The 15245-nt window shown below is 63.2% G+C and carries 16 protein-coding genes, 1 tRNA gene and 1 rRNA gene; 16 read left to right on the forward strand and 2 right to left on the reverse strand.

All coding sequences use genetic code 11. The annotated features are described in order from the left end of the window. Positions 1 to 89 (forward strand): 5S ribosomal RNA (gene rrf, locus CAG41_RS03650); the annotation flags it as partial. A gap of 577 nt (positions 90 to 666) precedes the next feature. On the opposite strand, the gene CAG41_RS03655 is transcribed toward rrf, so the two are convergent. Continuing rightward, a tRNA-Leu gene (locus tag CAG41_RS03655) sits at positions 667 to 751 on the reverse strand. Positions 752 to 859: 108 nt separating this feature from the next. Between CAG41_RS03655 and queA the strand changes: the two genes are divergently transcribed. The 6 genes from queA (at position 860) to CAG41_RS03685 (ending at position 6945) form a co-directional block, all read left to right on the forward strand. Continuing rightward, entirely contained in the window at positions 860 to 1909 is a 1050-nt protein-coding gene (gene queA, locus CAG41_RS03660) for a tRNA preQ1(34) S-adenosylmethionine ribosyltransferase-isomerase QueA (protein ID WP_085655963.1), read from the forward strand. Positions 1910 to 1923: 14 nt separating this feature from the next. Further along, positions 1924 to 3039, forward strand: a complete 1116-nt coding sequence (gene tgt / locus CAG41_RS03665) for a tRNA guanosine(34) transglycosylase Tgt (protein ID WP_170930080.1) — start codon at positions 1924 to 1926, stop codon at positions 3037 to 3039. Between the two features lie 45 nt (positions 3040 to 3084). Beyond that, the gene (gene yajC, locus CAG41_RS03670) at positions 3085 to 3420 is read left to right on the forward strand and encodes a preprotein translocase subunit YajC (protein WP_085586631.1); all 336 of its coding nucleotides are present in this window, start codon (positions 3085 to 3087) and stop codon (positions 3418 to 3420) included. A 63-nt stretch (positions 3421 to 3483) separates the two neighbouring features. After that, positions 3484 to 5352: a protein translocase subunit SecD gene (gene secD / locus CAG41_RS03675; RefSeq protein ID WP_085586632.1), complete on the forward strand. Its 1869-nt coding sequence runs from the start codon at positions 3484 to 3486 to the stop codon at positions 5350 to 5352. A 9-nt stretch (positions 5353 to 5361) separates the two neighbouring features. Further along, entirely contained in the window at positions 5362 to 6276 is a 915-nt protein-coding gene (secF, locus tag CAG41_RS03680) for a protein translocase subunit SecF (protein ID WP_085586633.1), read from the forward strand. Positions 6277 to 6396: 120 nt separating this feature from the next. Next, positions 6397 to 6945: a glycine zipper 2TM domain-containing protein gene (locus tag CAG41_RS03685; protein ID WP_085706713.1), complete on the forward strand. Its 549-nt coding sequence runs from the start codon at positions 6397 to 6399 to the stop codon at positions 6943 to 6945. 188 nt (positions 6946 to 7133) lie between these two features. Here the strand turns inward: CAG41_RS03685 and suhB are convergent, their stop codons facing one another. After that, the gene (suhB, locus tag CAG41_RS03690; protein WP_085586635.1) at positions 7134 to 7952 is read right to left on the reverse strand and encodes an inositol-phosphate phosphatase; all 819 of its coding nucleotides are present in this window, start codon (positions 7950 to 7952) and stop codon (positions 7134 to 7136) included. A 145-nt stretch (positions 7953 to 8097) separates the two neighbouring features. Between suhB and trmJ the strand changes: the two genes are divergently transcribed. From trmJ to fdx, 9 genes are all read left to right on the forward strand, one after another. Further along, positions 8098 to 8868, forward strand: a complete 771-nt coding sequence (gene trmJ, locus CAG41_RS03695) for a tRNA (cytosine(32)/uridine(32)-2'-O)-methyltransferase TrmJ (protein WP_085586636.1) — start codon at positions 8098 to 8100, stop codon at positions 8866 to 8868. A 2-nt stretch (positions 8869 to 8870) separates the two neighbouring features. Then, a complete protein-coding gene (cysE, locus tag CAG41_RS03700) occupies positions 8871 to 9647 on the forward strand; it encodes a serine O-acetyltransferase (protein ID WP_085641064.1) in 777 nt (258 codons plus the stop codon). A 215-nt stretch (positions 9648 to 9862) separates the two neighbouring features. Continuing rightward, positions 9863 to 10354, forward strand: a complete 492-nt coding sequence (gene iscR / locus CAG41_RS03705) for a Fe-S cluster assembly transcriptional regulator IscR (RefSeq protein WP_007956690.1) — start codon at positions 9863 to 9865, stop codon at positions 10352 to 10354. A gap of 50 nt (positions 10355 to 10404) precedes the next feature. Then, a complete protein-coding gene (locus tag CAG41_RS03710; protein WP_085586638.1) occupies positions 10405 to 11619 on the forward strand; it encodes an IscS subfamily cysteine desulfurase in 1215 nt (404 codons plus the stop codon). 83 nt (positions 11620 to 11702) lie between these two features. Next, the gene (iscU, locus tag CAG41_RS03715) at positions 11703 to 12089 is read left to right on the forward strand and encodes a Fe-S cluster assembly scaffold IscU (protein ID WP_002552476.1); all 387 of its coding nucleotides are present in this window, start codon (positions 11703 to 11705) and stop codon (positions 12087 to 12089) included. Positions 12090 to 12120: 31 nt separating this feature from the next. Further along, a complete protein-coding gene (gene iscA / locus CAG41_RS03720) occupies positions 12121 to 12444 on the forward strand; it encodes an iron-sulfur cluster assembly protein IscA (RefSeq protein WP_085586639.1) in 324 nt (107 codons plus the stop codon). Between the two features lie 8 nt (positions 12445 to 12452). Beyond that, positions 12453 to 12974: a co-chaperone HscB gene (gene hscB / locus CAG41_RS03725; protein WP_085586640.1), complete on the forward strand. Its 522-nt coding sequence runs from the start codon at positions 12453 to 12455 to the stop codon at positions 12972 to 12974. Positions 12975 to 13025: 51 nt separating this feature from the next. Beyond that, complete coding sequence (gene hscA, locus CAG41_RS03730) at positions 13026 to 14891, forward strand: Fe-S protein assembly chaperone HscA (RefSeq protein WP_085706714.1); 1866 nt, start codon at positions 13026 to 13028, stop codon at positions 14889 to 14891. Continuing rightward, positions 14891 to 15232, forward strand: a complete 342-nt coding sequence (fdx, locus tag CAG41_RS03735) for an ISC system 2Fe-2S type ferredoxin (protein WP_085641068.1) — start codon at positions 14891 to 14893, stop codon at positions 15230 to 15232. The genes hscA and fdx overlap by 1 nt, the downstream gene beginning before the upstream one ends. Positions 15233 to 15245: the final 13 nt, after the last annotated feature.

The raw sequence follows: 15245 nt of genomic DNA on the forward strand, positions 1-15245 counted from the left end.
CCTGATCCCATCCCGAACTCAGAAGTGAAACGATGCATCGCCGATGGTAGTGTGGGGTTTCCCCATGTGAGAGTAGGTCATCGTCAAGATTAAATTCCGGAACCCCAACTGCGAAAGCGGTTGGGGTTTTGTTTTGCCCGCAGGAAAGTTCCTACGTCGAGTTTCCTGGTGGGGGGGCACTCGCAGGGGGCATGGCTGATGATTGCCGTGCAGAAGAGGGGTGTGGGGCTGTTCAGGATGGCCTCTCGCAAACGCAAGCGATTGTTTGCGCCCCACTGCAATGGTGGCAGCACGTGGCTGTGATGACCGCAGAGAGAGGCTGTGCCGCGCCCTGGAGGCGCCCAGCGACGGGCATTGGTACGTTGCACTCCCCATGCCTTGCCTCGGCTTGATCGCCGCGCAGCGCGGACCTGGTCGAGCTGGCGCCGTGCAATTGATCATGCCGCAGTGGCGATGACGAGTTTCTTGCCATTGCTGATGGCGGGACATTGCTCGCCACTATCCGGAAACGGGCAGTGGCAGCGCCCAATGCATGGGCGCATGCCTGATCAGATTCGCGATCGGTGGGGGAAGGGGTGAGAGATAAACCCCAAAAACAAAAAAGCCCGCTGTTAGCGGGCTCTAGAGATGTTACGTAGACGTTGGTAGTCGTCTATGTGTTGCATATGGTGCCCCGAGGGAGACTCGAACTCCCACTCCTTTCGAAAACGGATTTTGAATCCGCCGCGTCTACCAATTCCGCCATCAGGGCTTAATGGCGGCGAAGTATAGAGAGGCGACTACCGTTGGTCAATCACGTTTCATGGTCAATTTTTGATATTTCCGCTAGACTTTCCGGCCCTGCCAGACGAACCCCATCATGCGTGTTGCTGACTTTACCTTCGAGCTTCCTGATTCGCTGATCGCCCGCCATCCGTTGGCCGAGCGACGCGGTAGCCGGCTGTTGACCCTGGACGGGGTCAGCGGTGCCCTGGCACACCGTCAATTCACTGATTTGCTTGAGCATTTGCGCCCTGGCGATCTGATGGTGTTCAACAATACCCGGGTGATTCCGGCGCGGTTGTTCGGGCAGAAGGCGTCCGGCGGCAAGCTGGAGATCCTCATCGAACGGGTGCTCGACACGCACCGCGTGCTGGCCCATGTGCGCTCCAGCAAGTCGCCCAAGCCGGGTTCGAAGATCCTCATCGAGGGTGGCGGCGAGGCCGAGATGCTGGCCCGTCACGACGCGCTGTTCGAGCTGGGGTTCGCCGAAGAGGTGCTGCCGTTGCTCGACCGCGTCGGGCACATGCCGTTGCCTCCTTATATTGACCGTCCTGACGAAGGCGCCGACCGCGAGCGTTACCAGACCGTGTACGCCGAGCGCCTCGGCGCGGTGGCGGCACCGACCGCCGGCCTGCATTTCGACCAGACCCTGATGGAGGCGATCGCCGCCAAGGGCGTCGAGACCGCGTTCGTCACGCTGCACGTCGGCGCGGGCACGTTCCAGCCGGTGCGGGTCGAGAAGATCGAAGACCATCACATGCACAGCGAATGGCTGGAAGTCGGCCAGGACGTGGTCGATGCCGTCGCCGCCTGCCGTGCGCGGGGTGGGCGGGTGATCGCGGTGGGCACCACCAGCGTGCGTTCGCTGGAGAGCGCCGCCCGCGACGGCGTGCTCAAGCCGTTCAGCGGCGACACCGACATCTTCATCTACCCGGGCCGGCCGTTCCATGTGGTCGACGCCTTGGTCACCAACTTCCATTTGCCCGAATCCACGCTGTTGATGCTGGTTTCGGCGTTCGCCGGTTATCCGGAGACCATGGCGGCCTACAAGGCTGCGGTCGACAACGGTTACCGCTTTTTCAGCTACGGTGATGCGATGTTCATCACCCGCAACCCCGCTCCACGCGGCCCAGAGGAAACAGTATGAGTCGCACCTGTCGCATGTCGTTCGAGTTGCTCGCCACCGACGGCAAGGCCCGCCGTGGCCGCCTGACCTTCCCGCGCGGCACCGTCGAGACCCCGGCGTTCATGCCGGTGGGCACCTACGGCACCGTCAAGGGCATGTTGCCGCGGGACATCGAGGCGATCGGCGCAGAGATCATCCTGGGCAACACCTTCCACCTGTGGCTGCGTCCGGGCATGGAAGTGATCAAGAAGCACGGCGACCTGCATGACTTCATGCAGTGGAAAGGCCCGATCCTGACCGACTCCGGCGGCTTCCAGGTGTTCAGCCTCGGCGCCATGCGCAAGATCAAGGAGGAGGGCGTGACCTTCGCCTCTCCGGTCGACGGCGCCAAGGTGTTCATGGGGCCGGAAGAATCGATGCAGGTCCAGCGCGACCTGGGTTCCGACATCGTGATGATCTTCGACGAATGCACCCCATACCCGGCCGACGAAGACGTCGCGCGGGTGTCCATGGAGCTGTCCCTGCGCTGGGCCCAGCGTTCGAAGAACGCCCACGGCGACAACACGGCGGCGCTGTTCGGCATCGTCCAGGGCGGCATGCACCAGGATCTGCGCATGCGCTCGCTCGAAGGCCTGGACAAGATCGGCTTCGACGGCCTGGCCATCGGCGGCCTGTCGGTGGGCGAGCCCAAGCACGAAATGATCAAGGTGCTGGACTACCTGCCTGGCCAGATGCCTGCTGACAAACCTCGTTACCTTATGGGCGTTGGCAAACCGGAAGATCTGGTTGAGGGTGTGCGCCGCGGGGTGGACATGTTCGATTGCGTGATGCCGACCCGCAATGCCCGCAACGGGCATCTGTTCATCGACACCGGTGTGCTGAAGATCCGTAACGCGTTCCATCGCCATGATGATTCGCCGCTGGATCCGACCTGCGATTGCTACACCTGCCGGAACTTCTCCCGCGCTTATCTGCACCACTTGGACAAATGCGGCGAAATGCTCGGCAGCATGCTCAATACCATCCACAATTTGCGCCATTATCAGGTGCTGATGGCTGGTTTGCGCGAGGCTATTCAACAGGGTACATTGGCCGCCTTCGTCGAGGCCTTCTATGCCAAGCGCGGGCTTCCCGTACCGCCTTTGGACTGAGTTTCCTGACCCCAAGATTCAACATTTTTGCAACTGGAGTGCTAAATGAGCTTTTTTATCTCTAACGCCATGGCCGACGCGGCTGCACCGGCTGCGGCGCCTGTCGGCGGCGGCTTCGAGTGGATTTTCCTGGTCGGTTTCCTGGTCATCTTCTACCTGATGATCTGGCGTCCGCAGGCCAAACGCGCCAAAGAGCAGAAAAACCTGCTGAGCAGCCTGCAGAAGGGCGACGAAGTGGTCACCACCGGCGGCATCGCCGGCAAGATCACCAAAGTGGCCGATGACTTCGTGGTGCTGGAAGTGTCCGACACCGTGGAAATGAAGTTCCAGAAGGGCGCGATCGCCGCCACGCTGCCAAAAGGCACGCTCAAGGCGATCTAAAGTTTCAACTTCCACTCAATCGACGGGGCGCGCAAGGCGCCCCGCGTCATAGCGGGCGGCGTGATGCTGAACAAATATCCTCTGTGGAAATACATTCTGATCCTGGCGGTGCTGGCGATCGGTCTGATTTATTCCGCTCCCAATCTGTACCCCGATGACCCGGCCATCCAGATCAGCGGCGCCAGCACGGCCCTGCAGGTCAACCAGGCCGACCTGGACCGTGCGGGTACTGCGCTCAAGGAATCCGGGATCGCCGTCAAGGCCGCGAGCCTGTCTGCCAACGGCAAGGGCGGCCTGATCCGCCTGACCAAGGCTGAAGACCAGCTGCCGGCCAAGGACGTGGTGCGCAAGGCATTGGGTGACGACTACGTCGTCGCGCTGAACCTGGCCCAGACCACGCCGCAGTGGCTGCGCAACCTGGCCGCGCACCCGATGAAGCTGGGTCTCGACCTGTCCGGCGGTGTGCACTTCCTGCTGGAAGTGGACATGGACAAAGCCATCGACGCTCGCCTGAAAATCTACGAAGGCGAAGTCAAGAGCCTGCTGCGCAAAGAGAAGCTGCGCTACCGCAGCCTGCCGCAACTGGGTGGCGCCATCCAGCTGGGCTTCAGCGACGATGCGTCCCGCGAACAGGCCCGTGCGCTGATCCGCAAGAGCTTCAACGATTTCGACATTGTTCCGGCCGACCTCAACGGCCAGCCGGTGCTGCGTCTGGCGATGACCCCGGCCAAGCTGGTGGAAATCCGCGAATACTCCATCAAGCAGAACCTGACCACGGTGCGTAACCGCGTCAACGAGCTGGGTGTCGCCGAACCGATCGTCCAGCGCCAGGGCGCCAACCGTATCGTGGTTGAGCTGCCGGGCGTGCAGGACACCGCCGAAGCCAAGCGGATCCTGGGCAAGACGGCCAACCTTGAGTTCCGCCTGGCCGCCGAGCCGGGTGCCTCCAAGGCCACCTCCGAGACCTTCGAGTTCCGCGAGGGCAAGCGTCCTCCGGCGCAGATCGAGCGCAGCCTGATCATCACCGGTGACCAGGTGACCGACGCCAAGGCCGGTTTCGGCGAGCACGGCACCCCTGAAGTGAACATCCGCCTGGACGGTCACGGCGGCGAGCTGATGAGCCGTGCGACCCGCAGCAACGTCGGTCGCAGCATGGCGGTGATCTTCATCGAGCAGCGTCCGGTCACCACCTACACCAAGCAGGTGGTCGACGGCGTCGAGAAAGACGTGGCGGTGCAGTCGTTCAAGGAAGAGAAGAAGATCATCAGCCTGGCGACCATCCAGTCGCCGCTGGGCGCGCAGTTCCGCATCACCGGCCTGAACGGCCAGGGCGAGTCCTCCGAACTGGCGCTGCTGCTGCGCGCCGGCGGCCTGGCGGCGCCGATGTACTTTGCCGAAGAACGCACCATCGGCCCGAGCCTGGGTGCGGACAACATCACCAAAGGCATCGACGCTTCGCTGTGGGGCATGCTGTTCGTCTCGCTGTTCATCATCGCCATCTACCGCTTCTTCGGTCTGATCGCCACGGTCGCGCTGGCCGTGAACATGGTGATGCTGCTGGCGCTGATGTCGCTGCTGGGCGCGACGCTGACCCTGCCGGGCATCGCCGGCATCGTGTTGACCATGGGCATGGCGGTCGACGCCAACGTGCTGATCTTCTCGCGGATCCGCGAAGAGATCGCCGCCGGCATGACCGTGCAGCGCGCCATCAACGAAGGCTTCGGCCGGGCGTTCACCGCGATCCTCGACGCCAACCTGACCACCCTGCTGGTCGGCGGCATCCTCTTCGCCATGGGCACCGGCCCGGTGAAGGGCTTCGCGGTGACCATGTCCCTCGGGATCTTTACCTCGATGTTCACGGCCATCATGGTGACCCGCGCGATGGTCAACCTGATCTTCGGCGGTCGTGACTTCAAGAAGTTGTGGATTTAAGGGGCTGCCATGTTACGTACTATCAACTTCATGGGCGTTCGCAACTTCGCGTTCGGCGTCACATTGTTCCTGACGGCCCTGGCCTTGTTCAGCGTGTTCCACAAGGGCATGAACTGGGGTCTGGACTTCACCGGCGGTACGCTCATCGAGCTGACCTACGAGCGTCCGGCCGACGTCACCAAGGTGCGCGAGCAACTGACGACGGCCGGTTACCACGAGGCCGTCGTGCAGAACTTCGGCGCGACCACCGACCTGCTGGTGCGCATGCCGGGTGAAGACCCGCAGTTGGGCCATCAGGTGGCCGAGGCGCTGCAGAAGGTCGGCGGCGAGAACCCGGCGACCGTCAAGCGCGTCGAGTTCGTGGGCCCGCAGGTGGGCGAGGAGCTGCGTGACCAGGGCGGCCTGGGCATGCTGCTGGCGTTGGGCGGCATCCTGCTCTACCTGGCTTTCCGCTTTCAGTGGAAATTCGCGGTGGGCGCCATCGTTTCGCTGATCCACGACGTGATCGTGACCATCGGCATCCTGTCGTTCTTCCAGATCACCTTCGACCTGACGGTGCTGGCGGCGGTGCTGGCGATCATCGGCTACTCGCTCAACGACACCATCGTGGTGTTCGACCGGGTTCGCGAGAACTTCCGTGTGCTGCGCAAGGCCAACCTGATCGAGAACATCAACATCTCGACCACCCAGACCCTGCTGCGCACCATGGCGACCTCGATCTCGACGTTGCTGGCGATCGCGGCGCTGCTGTTCTTCGGCGGCGACAACCTGTTCGGCTTCTCCATCGCCCTGTTCATCGGTGTTCTGGCGGGTACCTACTCGTCGATCTACATCGCCAACGTGGTGCTGATCTGGCTGAACCTGACCAGCGAAGACCTGATCCCTCCGGCCAACACCGACAAGGAAATCGACGACCGTCCTTGAGGCCGGCTTCTCCTGACGGTGTCACCCGAAAAAGGCGCGAGTTGAACTCGCGCCTTTTTTCATGCTCCAAGGCTGGGAGAAGCGCGGGCACGCCCCGCATGTGATGGTCAGGAGGTTCATGTGAACAAGTCGTTGCTGGTTGGTGCGGTATTGGGTGCTGTCGGTGTGACCGCCGGGGGTGCTGTTGCTACCTACAGCCTGGTGAAAAGCGGCCCTGAGTACGCGCAAGTGCTGGCTGTCGAGCCGGTCAAGACGCAGATCAAGACTCCACGTGAAGTGTGCAAGGACGTCGCCGTGACCCGTCAGGCGCCGGTGAAGGATCAGCATCAGATCGCCGGTACGGTGGTCGGTGCGCTGGCCGGCGGCCTTTTGGGCAACCAGATCGGCGGCGGCACGGGCAAGAAGATCGCCACGGTGGCCGGTGCGGTCGGCGGCGGTTACGCCGGCAACAAGGTGCAGGAGGGCATGCAGGAGCGTGACACCTACACCACGACGCAGACACGCTGCAACACCGTGAATGACATCAGCGACAAGGTCGTCGGCTACGACGTTCGTTATTCGCTGGACGGTAAGGAAGGTAAAGTGCGGATGGACCGGGATCCGGGCAACCAGATTCCGGTGGACAAGGAAGGCAAGCTGATCCTGTCCCAGGCCCAACCCGGGCAGTGATCAAACATGAAAAAGCACCCTGCGGGGTGCTTTTTTGTGCCTGTCGTTCGGCGTACGACTTGGGGGCTTGGCTGACTCCATCGCCAGCAGGCAGGCTCCCACATGGACTGTGGTGGCTGCCGAAAGCGTGCCAATCACAGGCATAAAAAAAGCACCCCGAAGGGTGCTTTTTTCGTATTGCGCAGCGCTTAACGCTTCATCGAGGCCGGCAGGTGCGGCTGGATGGCGGTCAGCACGGCCTTGAAGCATTTGGTGTTGCCGGCGACGACGTGGCCTTTCTCCAGGAAGTCGTGACCGCCGGTGAAGTCGCTCACCAGGCCGCCCGCTTCCTGAATCAGCAGGGCGCCGGCTGCCATGTCCCACTCGGACAGGCCCGATTCCCAGAACGCGTCGAAACGGCCGGCGGCCACGTAGGCCAGATCCAGGCTCGCCGAACCTGCGCGACGGATGCCGGCGGTCTGGCCCACCAGGGCGCGGAACATGCCCAGGTAGTTGTCCAGGTTGTCCATCTGGTCGTCACGGAACGGGAAACCGGTGCCCAGCAGGGCGCCGTCCAGGCTGGTGCGGCCGCTGACGCGCAGGCGACGGCCGTTCAGTTGGGCGCCACGGCCACGGCTGGCGGTGAACTCTTCCTGACGGACCGGATCCAGGACAACGGCGTGTTCCAGGCGGCCACGGTATTTGCAGGCGATGCTGACCGCGAAGTGAGGGATGCCGCGCAGGAAGTTGGTGGTGCCGTCCAGCGGATCGATGATCCACAGGTACTCTTCGCCTTCGATGCCGGAGCCAGCGTGCATGCCGGTCTCTTCACCCATGATCGAATGATTCGGGTAGGCCTTGCGCAGGGCGTCGATGATTTTCTGTTCGGCGGCGCGGTCCACCTCGGACACGTAGTCCTTGGCGTCTTTTTCGTCGACCTTGATGGTATCCAGGCGCTCGATGGAGCGGAAGATCAGTTCACTGGCGCTGCGGGCGGCGCGCAGCGCGATATTCAGCATGGGCTGCATGGATGTGTCACCTAAGGTTGTTAAAGAAAGCCGCGCATTCTATCAGAAGTTTTCTTCAGGTGAAGGTCGCTGTTCGCATTCATGGCTTAACGGTAGGCTGTTCTGTAAGATTTGCACCCCTTTCCCGAGTCCGAGAGCCTGCGCCGTGCTGCAAAACATTCGTGTCGTCCTGGTCAACACCAGCCATCCGGGCAACATCGGCGGGACCGCGCGCGCCATGAAGAACATGGGGCTTTCGCGGCTGGTGCTGGTGGAGCCCCGGGTGTTTCCGCACCACGAAGCCGATGCCCGCGCCTCGGGCGCCGGCGACATCCTTGAAAACGCGCAAGTCGTCGCCACCTTGGAAGACGCGCTGGTCGGCTGCAACCTGGTGCTGGGCACCAGCGCCCGTGACCGGCGGATCCCGTGGCCGTTGCTCGATCCTCGCGAATGCGGCGCAAAAGTGGTCGAGGAAGCCGGGCAGGGCGCGGAAATCGCCTTGGTGTTCGGGCGCGAGGACTCCGGCCTGACCAACGAAGAGCTGCAGCGATGTCACTACCACGTGCACATCCCCTCCGATCCGGAGTTCAGCTCGCTGAACCTCGGGGCGGCGGTGCAGGTGTTGAGCTATGAAGTGCGTATGGCGTGGCTGGCGGCGCAGGGCCAGCCGAGCAAGTTCGAGAAGGAAGAGGTGGCCTCCGTCAAAAGCAATGAGCTGGCGACCATGGATGAGCTGGAGCGGTTCTATGAGCACCTGGAACAGACCCTGGTGGCCATCGAGTTCCTCGATCCTGAGAAGCCGCGGCACTTGATGGCGCGCCTGCGCCGGTTGTACGGACGCAGCTCGGTCAGCCGGGCGGAAATGAATATTTTGCGTGGCATCCTCACGGAAACCCAGAAAGCGGCCCGTGGCGAGCTCCTTAAACGGAAGGAATGATGATGTTCGAACGTTTGCGTGAAGATATCCAGAGCGTATTCCACCGAGACCCGGCGGCGCGTAACGCTTTTGAGGTTCTGACCTGCTACCCCGGCATGCACGCGATCTGGATCCATCGGCTGTCGGCGATGCTGTGGCGCGCGGAGCTGAAATGGCTGGCGCGACTGGTGTCGAACTTCGGCCGCTGGCTGACCGGGATCGAGATCCATCCGGGGGCGAAGGTCGGTCGCCGCTTCTTCATCGACCACGGCATGGGCATCGTGATCGGTGAAACGGCCGAGATCGGCGACGACGTGACTCTGTACCAGGGCGTGACCCTCGGCGGCACCAGTTGGAACAAGGGCAAGCGTCACCCGACGCTGGGCGACGGCGTGGTGGTCGGGGCCGGCGCGAAAGTGCTCGGGCCGTTCACCGTGGGCGCCGGCGCCAAGGTCGGCTCCAATGCGGTGGTCACCAAGGAAGTGCCGCCGGGCGCGACCGTGGTGGGCATTCCGGGGCGGATCATCGTCAAGTCCGATGACGAGCAGGACGCCAAGCGTAAGGCGATGGCCGAGAAAATCGGCTTCGATGCCTATGGCGTCAGCGGCGACATGCCGGATCCGGTGGCCCGGGCCATCGGTCAGTTGCTCGATCACCTGCAGGCGGTGGACGGGCGGCTGGAGGGCATGTGCGGCGCACTGAAGGATCTGGGCAGCAATTACTGTGCGAAAGATCTGCCTGAGCTGCGCGAAGAAGACTTCGCCTGCGTCAAGGGCAAGGAAGACACCACGGCGGGCTGAGGCCTGCCCGAGGGGCGGCGCGAGCGGCGCCGGCCTTCGGGTGTCGTGATCAGGCAACGGCGCAGCGCTGGCCGGTGTGCCATTAAGCCGCAGACCCTGCTATCATGCGCGCGCTCTTTGCGGGTAAACCCGACTAAAGCACTAGGTCTTATAGTTGACTTAAATGCTCGGGAATTGCATACTCCCGCCCATTCCGAACTCCGTGGTAATTGTCCATGCGACTGACTACAAAAGGCCGATACGCCGTGACCGCCATGCTTGACCTGGCGTTGCACGCGCAGCACGGGCCCGTGTCCCTGGCCGATATCTCCGAGCGCCAAGGCATTTCCCTGTCCTATCTCGAACAGCTGTTCGCCAAGCTGCGCCGCAGCAACCTGGTGTCCAGCGTCCGTGGTCCGGGCGGCGGTTACCAGCTGTCCCGCGACATGCAGGGCATCCAGGTCGCTCAGGTGATCGATGCGGTCAACGAATCGGTCGATGCGACCAAATGCCAGGGCCAGGGCGATTGCCATTCCGGCGACACCTGCCTGACCCATCACCTGTGGTGCGACCTCAGCCTGCAGATCCACGAATTTCTCAGCGGTATCAGCTTGGCCGACCTCGTAACTCGCCGTGAGGTGCAGGAAGTGGCCCAGCGCCAGGATCAGCGTCGTTGCAATGGCAAGGCGCCGCGCCTGGACAAGATTGAAGCGTCCGCCGTCGAATGACAGCCAGAGAGCCAGCGGTACGCCAGCCAGCCTGATTTAGGAGATAGTCCATGAAATTGCCGATTTACCTTGATTACTCTGCGACCACCCCGGTCGATCCGCGCGTTGCGCAAAAGATGAGTGAATGCCTGCTGGTCGACGGGAACTTCGGTAACCCGGCGTCCCGCTCCCACGTGTTCGGCTGGAAGGCCGAAGAAGCCGTGGAGAACGCCCGTCGTCAGGTGGCCGACCTGGTCAACGCCGACCCGCGCGAAATCGTCTGGACCTCCGGTGCCACCGAGTCCGACAACCTGGCAATCAAGGGTGCGGCACATTTCTACGCCTCCAAGGGCAAGCACCTGATCACCACCAAGATCGAACACAAGGCCGTCCTCGACACCATGCGCCAACTGGAGCGCGAAGGTTTCGAAGTGACCTACATCGAGCCTCGTGAAGACGGTCTGGTCACCCCGGAAATGGTCGAAGCCGCCCTGCGCGAAGACACCATCCTGGTGTCGGTGATGCACGTGAACAACGAGATCGGCACGATCAACGACATCGCTGCCATCGGCGAACTGACCCGTTCCAAAGGCATCCTGTTCCACGTCGACGCCGCTCAGTCCACCGGCAAGGTCGAGATCGACCTGCAGAAGCTGAAAGTCGACATGATGTCGTTCTCCGCCCACAAGACCTACGGCCCTAAAGGCATCGGCGCGCTGTACGTCAGCCGCAAGCCGCGCGTGCGCATCGAAGCGACCATGCACGGCGGCGGTCACGAGCGCGGCATGCGCTCCGGCACCCTGGCGACCCACCAGATCGTCGGCATGGGCGAAGCCTTCCGCGTGGCCAAGGAAGACATGGCCGCCGAGAACGTGCGGATCAAGGCCCTGAGCGACCGCTTCTACAAGCAGGTCGAGCACCTGGAAGAGCTGTACGTCAACGGCAGCCTGACCGCCCGCGTTCCGCACAACCTGAACCTGAGCTTCAACTATGTCGAAGGCGAGTCGCTGATCATGGCGCTCAAGGACCTGGCGGTATCGTCCGGTTCGGCCTGCACCTCGGCGTCGCTGGAGCCTTCGTACGTGCTGCGCGCCCTGGGCCGCAACGACGAACTGGCGCACAGCTCGATCCGCTTCACCTTCGGCCGCTTCACCACCGAAGAAGAGATCGACTACGCCGCGCAGAAGGTCTGCGAGGCCGTCACCAAGCTGCGCGCCCTGTCGCCGCTGTGGGACATGTACAAAGACGGTGTCGACATTTCGAAGATCGAGTGGGCGGCACACTGATTTCAAGTCGCCGCGAACCAGCCCTGCGGCCAGAGGCGGCAGGGCCCAAAGAGCGACTCTCTGATGAGTGAGGATTAAGCATCATGGCTTACAGCGAAAAGGTCATCGACCACTACGAAAACCCGCGCAACGTCGGCAAGATGAACGCCGAAGACCCGGATGTCGGCACCGGCATGGTCGGCGCCCCGGCGTGCGGCGACGTGATGCGCCTGCAGATCAAGGTCAACGAGCAGGGCGTGATCGAAGACGCCAAGTTCAAGACCTACGGCTGCGGTTCGGCGATCGCTTCCAGCTCCCTGGCCACCGAGTGGATGAAGGGCAAGACCCTGGACGAAGCCGAAACCATCAAGAACACCCAACTGGCTGAAGAACTGGCCCTGCCGCCGGTGAAGATCCACTGCTCCGTGCTCGCCGAGGACGCCATCAAGGCGGCCGTGCGCGACTACAAGCAGAAGAAAGGTTTGCTCTAACAGCACACATCGCAAGATGTAAGGAGTCTCGATGGCCATCAGCATGACAGAAGCCGCCGCCAAGCACGTGCGCCGTTCCCTGGACGGTCGCGGCAAGGGCGAAGGGATCCGCTTGGGCGTCCGTACCACGGGCTGCTCGGGGCTGGCCTATGTGCTGGAATTCGTCGATGCCCTGGGCGAAGACGACCAGGTGTTCGAAAGCCATGGCGAAAAGGTGATCATCGATCCCAAGAGCCTGGCGTACCTGGACGGCACCGAACTCGATTTCGTCAAGGAAGGGTTGAACGAAGGCTTCAAGTTCAACAACCCCAACGTGCGCGGTGAGTGTGGCTGCGGCGAAAGCTTCAACGTCTGAGGCCGCTCGTGGGTATTCCTTGTCATTTCGCCCTGTTTGACCTGCAACCGGATTTCCGCCTGGATCTCGAGCAGCTGGCCACGCGCTACCGCGAGCTGGCGCGCGGGGTTCACCCTGACCGCTTCGCCGACGCCTCCGAGCGCGAGCAGCGGTTGGCGCTTGAGCAGTCCGCCCGGCTCAACGAGGCGTACCAGACCCTCAAGAGCCCCCCGCAACGCGCGCGTTACCTGCTTACCATGAGCGGGCGTGAGCTGCCGCTGGAGGTCACGGTGCACGATCCGGAGTTCCTGCTGCAGCAGATGGAGCTGCGCGAGGAGCTCGAGGATCTGCAGGACAGCGCCGACCTGGACGGTGTCGCCGCCTTCAAGCGCCGGCTGAAGGCCGCCCAGGACCGATTGAACGAAAGCTTCGCAGCCTGCTGGAACGACGCGGCGCAACGCGAGCAGGCCGAACGCCTGATGCGGCGCATGCAGTTCCTCGACAAGCTCTCCTACGAAGTGCGCCAGTTAGAAGAGCGCCTCGACGATTAACCCAGTGCCGCTCCGGTCGCACGCCTGATATACAGATAAGTCCTGATCACGATGGCCCTACTGCAGATCGCCGAACCCGGCCAAAGTCCTCAACCGCACCAGCGCCGTCTGGCTGTGGGGATCGACTTGGGCACTACCAATTCGCTGGTCGCTGCGTTGCGCAGTGGTCTTTCCGAGCCGCTGGCCGACGCCCAAGGGCAGGTGATCCTGCCGTCCGCCGTGCGTTATCACGCCGACCGCGTCGAAGTCGGCGAGTCGGCCAAGCTGGCCGCGTCCTCCGATCCCCTGAACACCGTGCTGTCGGTCAAGCGTCTGATGGGGCGCGGCCTGTCCGACGTCAAGCAACTGGGCGAGCAACTGCCGTACCGCTTCGTCGGCGGCGAGTCGCACATGCCGTTCATCGACACGGTCCAGGGGCCGAAAAGCCCGGTCGAAGTCTCCGCCGACATCCTGAAGGTGCTGCGTCAGCGCGCTGAAGCGACGCTGGGCGGCGAGCTGGTCGGCGCGGTGATCACGGTGCCGGCCTATTTCGATGATGCTCAGCGCCAGGCCACCAAGGATGCGGCGAAGTTCGCCGGCCTGAACGTGCTGCGCCTGCTCAACGAGCCGACCGCGGCCGCTGTGGCCTATGGCCTGGATCAGCACGCCGAAGGCCTGGTCGCGATCTACGACCTGGGCGGCGGTACGTTCGATATTTCGATTCTGCGCCTGACCGGCGGAGTCTTCGAAGTGCTGGCCACCGGTGGCGACAGCGCCCTGGGCGGCGATGACTTCGACCACGCCGTCGCCGGCTGGATCATCGAGGGCGCCGGCCTGTCCGCCGATCTCGATCCGGGCGCGCAACGCAACCTGCTGCAGACCGCCTGCGCGGCCAAGGAAGCGTTGACCGACGCCGCTGCCGTCGAGGTCGTCTACGGCGACTGGAAGGCGCAGCTGACCCGCGAAGCGTTCGACGCATTGATCGAGCCGATGGTCGCCCGCAGCCTCAAGGCCTGCCGCCGCGCGGTGCGTGACTCGGGCATTGAGCTTGAAGACGTCCATGCCGTGGTCATGGTCGGCGGTTCGACCCGTGTGCCGCGTGTGCGCGAAGCCGTCGCCGAAGCCTTCGGCCGTCAGCCGCTGACCTCCATCGACCCGGATCAAGTGGTGGCCATCGGGGCCGCGATCCAGGCCGACACCCTGGCCGGCAACAAGCGTGACGGCGGCGAACTGCTGCTGCTCGACGTGATTCCGCTGTCCCTGGGGCTGGAAACCATGGGCGGGCTGATGGAGAAGGTGATTCCGCGCAACACCACCATCCCGGTCGCCCGCGCCCAGGACTTCACCACCTACAAGGACGGCCAGTCGGCCATGGCGATCCATGTGCTGCAGGGCGAGCGCGAGCTGATCAGCGATTGCCGCTCCCTGGCGCGCTTCGAACTGCGCGGGATCCCGGCGATGGTGGCTGGCGCGGCGAAGATCCGCGTGACCTTCCAGGTCGATGCCGATGGCCTGCTCAGCGTCTCCGCCCGTGAGTTGGGCTCGGGCGTCGAGGCCAGCATCCAGGTCAAGCCGTCCTATGGCCTGACCGACGGCGAAATCGCCAAGATGCTCAAGGATTCGTTCCAGCACGCCAACGACGACAAGGTCGCCCGTGTCCTGCGCGAGCAGCAGGTCGACGCCCAGCGTCTGGTCGAGGCGGTGCAGGCTGCCCTGGACGCCGACGGCGAGCGCCTGCTGGACGCCGAAGAACGCATGGTCATCGACCTGCAGGTGCAGGAACTGACCGAACTGATGAAAGGTACCGATGGCTTCGCCATCGAGCAGCAGACCAAGCGTCTGTCGCAAGTGACCGACGCCTTTGCCGCCCGCCGCCTGGATTCGACGGTGAAAGCCGCGCTGGCGGGGCGCAACCTGAATGAAATCGAGGATAACTGATGCCGCAGGTCATTTTTCTGCCACACGAGAAGTTCTGCCCTGATGGCATGGTGGTCGAGGCCGAGCCCGGCACGTCCATTCTCGAACTGGCCCACGAGCACCACATCGAGATGGAAAGCGCCTGCGGCGGCGTTTGCGCCTGCACCACCTGTCACTGCATCATTCGCGAGGGATTCGACTCGCTGGAAGAGGCCGACGAGCTGGAAGAGGACTTCCTCGACCGGGCCTGGGGCCTGGAAGCGCAGTCGCGCCTGGCCTGCCAGGCCATCGTCGGCGAGGAAGACCTGACCGTCGAAATCCCGAAATATTCGCTTAACCATGCGGCCGAAGCGCCGCACTGACTGGTAAGACTGT

This window comes from Pseudomonas sp. B35(2017) (assembly GCF_002113645.1).
Taxonomy (GTDB): domain Bacteria; phylum Pseudomonadota; class Gammaproteobacteria; order Pseudomonadales; family Pseudomonadaceae; genus Aquipseudomonas; species Aquipseudomonas ekonensis.